This is a genomic window from Psychrobacter immobilis (genome assembly GCF_904846185.1).
GTDB lineage: Bacteria > Pseudomonadota > Gammaproteobacteria > Pseudomonadales > Moraxellaceae > Psychrobacter > Psychrobacter immobilis_B.
The window spans coordinates 1-3741 of the sequence record NZ_CAJGZQ010000048.1 but is presented as its reverse complement, the minus strand read 5'-3'; the positions used below and the strand labels follow the sequence as shown (position 1 = coordinate 3741).

Here is a 3741-nt window from a genome sequence, read left to right as displayed (position 1 = left end):
TGCTTTGAGCAGTAATCAGGGCTATTATCATTAGGCTCAAACATGTGATTCTTGCCTTGTTCATACTCAGGTTTTGGGTTAAAGTTTCACTAAGTCTGTTAAAGTTTGGCATGGTCTGATTCGTCTTGAAAATTACTATTATGCCTTTGCTTTAACAGACTTTTTTGTTTTTTTGTCGTGTGCAGAGCAATAAGACATAAAATGCGCTGATATGAGACTGATAGCTTCTTGTGAATAAAGTAGTAGTTTACACCGCACATACTTCTGAACGGACGATAAAGCGCTTACCTTCAGGTATCTCAAGCGAAAAACTGGCCCCGCGTCCATCGACCACATCGATGGTTAAATCCGTATGTTGCCAAAGTTTATGCTGCGCTTTACCCATATAAAAGGGACAGCCAGCGAGCTCACCGATGAGCACGTCTTGGCCGCCCACTTTAAACTCGCCCAATGGATAACACATCGGTGAGCTACCATCGCAGCAGCCGCCAGATTGATGGAACATCAGGTCACCGTGTTTGGACTTTAATAGCTCAATTAACGCAACGCAGGCTTCTGTCGCTTCAAGTTTCATAACGTGCTCCTTATTTTTAAACTTTTACCCAAACTAATCGGTAAAATATAAAAGGCCGCATCATCATCACTCACATCATTAATAGCATGTGGCTGAAAACGATACGACCTGTTATTTGTGACCAAACGTCGTAATTATCGAGATAGTTTCTAAAAAATAAAAATGTCTCAAATAATTGACATGTCTACATAGAGTAATCAATGACGATGCGACCCTCAATCTTACCATCACGCATACGATCAAGAATGTCATTGATGTTTTCAAGTGGCTCAGCGGCAACAGTCGCTTTTACTTGACCTGCCGCTGCCATGTCGAGTGATTCTTGTAAGTCGAGACGGGTACCAACGATTGAGCCACGAATGGTAATACCATTTAGTACCGTATCAAAGATAGAAACAGGGAAGTCGCCTGTTGGTAGACCATTACAGACCAAAGTACCACCGCGGCGCAGCATGGTCAGCGCTTGATCAAAGGCCTTAGAGGAGACGGCTGTCACTAGCACACCATGAGCACCGCCGATCTCTTCTTGCAGATACTCACCAGGATCGGTGTTTTTGGCATTGACGGTGACTTTTGCCCCCAGTTTTTTGGCAAAATCGAGCTTTTCATCGTCAATATCGACGGCAGCAACGTTCAGTCCCATGGCAATGGCGTACTGTACCGCCATGTGACCAAGTCCACCGATACCTGAAATGACGACCCAATCACCTGGTTTGGTGTCTGTCATTTTCAGACCTTTATATACCGTCACACCCGCACATAGAACTGGTGCAATCTCAACAGAGTCAACGCTCTCAGGAATAATGCCAACATAGTCAGCATCTGCCAATACGTATTCTGCAAAGCTACCATTCACTGAATAACCAGAGTTCTCTTGACTTAGGCACAGGGTTTCCCAGCCGCCTAGGCAATGCGTACAGTGACCACAGGCAGAGTAGAGCCAAGGCACACCGACACGGTCGCCTTCTTTAACATGCTTAACACCTTCACCCACAGCAGTGATCAGGCCGACACCTTCATGACCAGGGATAAACGGGGGGCTTGGTTTGACTGGCCAATCGCCTTCGACAGCGTGCAGGTCGGTATGACAGACACCTGATGCCTGCATTTTTACTACAATTTGACCAGGACCTGGGGTAGGGATATCAACTTCTTCAATCTGCAGAGGTTGGTTGAACTCATGCAGAACCGCAGCTTTCATTTTATTACTCACGTTGCATTCTCCTTATCGTGGATAGTGAGTTGATAGATGTCATATCTACCAACTCATTACTTTATGGTGGCTGCCATAAAGTGCGTGACAGACAGGCTTAAAAGAAGCCCATCTTTTTGGGACTATAAGAAACCAGCATGTTTTTGGTTTGCTGATAATGGTCGAGCATCATTAGATGGTTTTCGCGGCCGATACCCGATTGCTTGTAGCCACCAAATGCAGAATGCGAAGGATAGATGTGGTAGCAGTTGGTCCACACGCGACCTGCTTGGATGCCACGTCCGAAGCGATAGGCTTTATGTACACTGCGTGTCCAGACTCCAGCACCAAGACCATATATGGTATCATTGGCAATGCTCATGGCCTCTTCGTCGTCTTTAAATTTCGTGACGGCAAGTACTGGTCCAAAGATTTCCTCTTGGAACACGCGCATGTCGTTAGTGCCTTCAAAGATAGTGGGCTGCACATAGTAGCCATCTGCAAGGTCGCCGTCATGCTTGGCTTGTTCGCCACCGACCAATACTTTGGCCCCTTCTTTTTTACCAATATCCAGATAAGATAGGATTTTTTCTAACTGGTCTGTGCTGGCTTGGGCGCCAATCATGGTATCAGTATCTAATGGGTTACCCATTTTGATGGCTTTGACGCGCTCGATACAGCGCTTCATAAACTCATCATAAATGCTCTCGTGTACTAATGCGCGCGACGGACAAGTACAGACTTCACCTTGGTTAAGCGCAAACATCACTAGACCTTCGACCGCTTTGTCCAAGAAATCATCGTCTTCGTCCATGACATCAGCAAAGAAGATATTTGGACTCTTACCACCCAGCTCTAGGGTAACTGGAATGATGTTTTCACTGGCGTACTGCATGATTAGGCGACCAGTAGTCGTCTCACCAGTAAAGGCAACTTTATTGATACGTGGATTGGAGGCAAGCGGCTTACCAGCTTCAACTCCGAAACCGTTGACCACGTTGAGGACACCTTTTGGTAAGATATCAGCAATCCCGATCGTCTCTAGCATAAATAGGATAGAGGCAGGCGTTTGCTCTGCAGGCTTGAGTACTATACAGTTACCAGCAGCAAGCGCAGGGGCTAGCTTCCATACTGCCATGAGGATCGGAAAGTTCCATGGGATAATTTGGCCGACGACACCAAGTGGCTCATGGAAGTGATAAGCAACCGTGTCATCATCAATTTGACTGATGCCGCCTTCTTGTGCACGAATGGCACTGGCAAAATAGCGAAAGTGATCGACAGCTAATGGAATGTCTGCTGCTAGGGTTTCACGTACAGGCTTGCCGTTTTCATACGTTTCGGCAATGGCGATGGCTTCTAAATTGGCTTCCATCTTATCTGCAATTTTGAGCAGTAGATTGGCACGTTCAGCGACACTGGTTTTGCCCCAAGCGTCTTTGGCAGCATGAGCAGCGTCTAAGGCTTTTTCAATATCCGCTTCTTTTGAACGGGCGACTTGGCAGATGACTTTACCGTCAATGGGGCTGGTGTTGTCAAAGTATTCTCCATCGGCTGGTGCGACCCACTCACCATTGATAAAGTTGTCATATTTTTCGCGGAATTGGACGGGGCTGTTTTCTGTATTGGGATAGGCGTGTAGCATTAACGACTCCTTGTTGTATTAATTTATAAAGCAAATAAACGTTCAAGCCTTTGATATATGATCTTTTGAGGTCATATCTATAAAGTCACTTGCACGGTTTTGCTGGATCTCCCTGATCAGGTTGTCAGTCTATCCTACTGAACTTTTATACATATAGATAGGTACTTTTAGTAAAGCAAATCAGGTTGTTTCATAAATTTAGGCTCTGCACACGACAAAAAAACAAAAAAGTCTGTTAAAGCAAAGGCATAATAGTAATTTTTAAGACGAATCAGACCATGCCAAACTTTAACAGACTTAGTGAAACTTTAACCCAAAACCTGAGTATGA

At 45.3% G+C, this 3741-nt stretch carries 3 protein-coding genes; all 3 read right to left on the bottom strand.

Annotation, left to right across the window (positions count from 1 at the left end; genetic code table 11):
* Positions 1-247: 247 nt before the first annotated feature.
* Positions 248-574: a DUF779 domain-containing protein gene (locus JMW94_RS14535; RefSeq protein WP_060995664.1), complete on the bottom strand. Its 327-nt coding sequence runs from the start codon at positions 572-574 to the stop codon at positions 248-250.
* A 184-nt stretch (positions 575-758) separates the two neighbouring features.
* Positions 759-1787: an alcohol dehydrogenase AdhP gene (gene adhP / locus JMW94_RS14530; RefSeq protein WP_265088328.1), complete on the bottom strand. Its 1029-nt coding sequence runs from the start codon at positions 1785-1787 to the stop codon at positions 759-761.
* Positions 1788-1884: 97 nt separating this feature from the next.
* Positions 1885-3411: an aldehyde dehydrogenase family protein gene (locus tag JMW94_RS14525; RefSeq protein WP_201604879.1), complete on the bottom strand. Its 1527-nt coding sequence runs from the start codon at positions 3409-3411 to the stop codon at positions 1885-1887.
* Between the last annotated feature and the right edge of the window lie 330 nt (positions 3412-3741).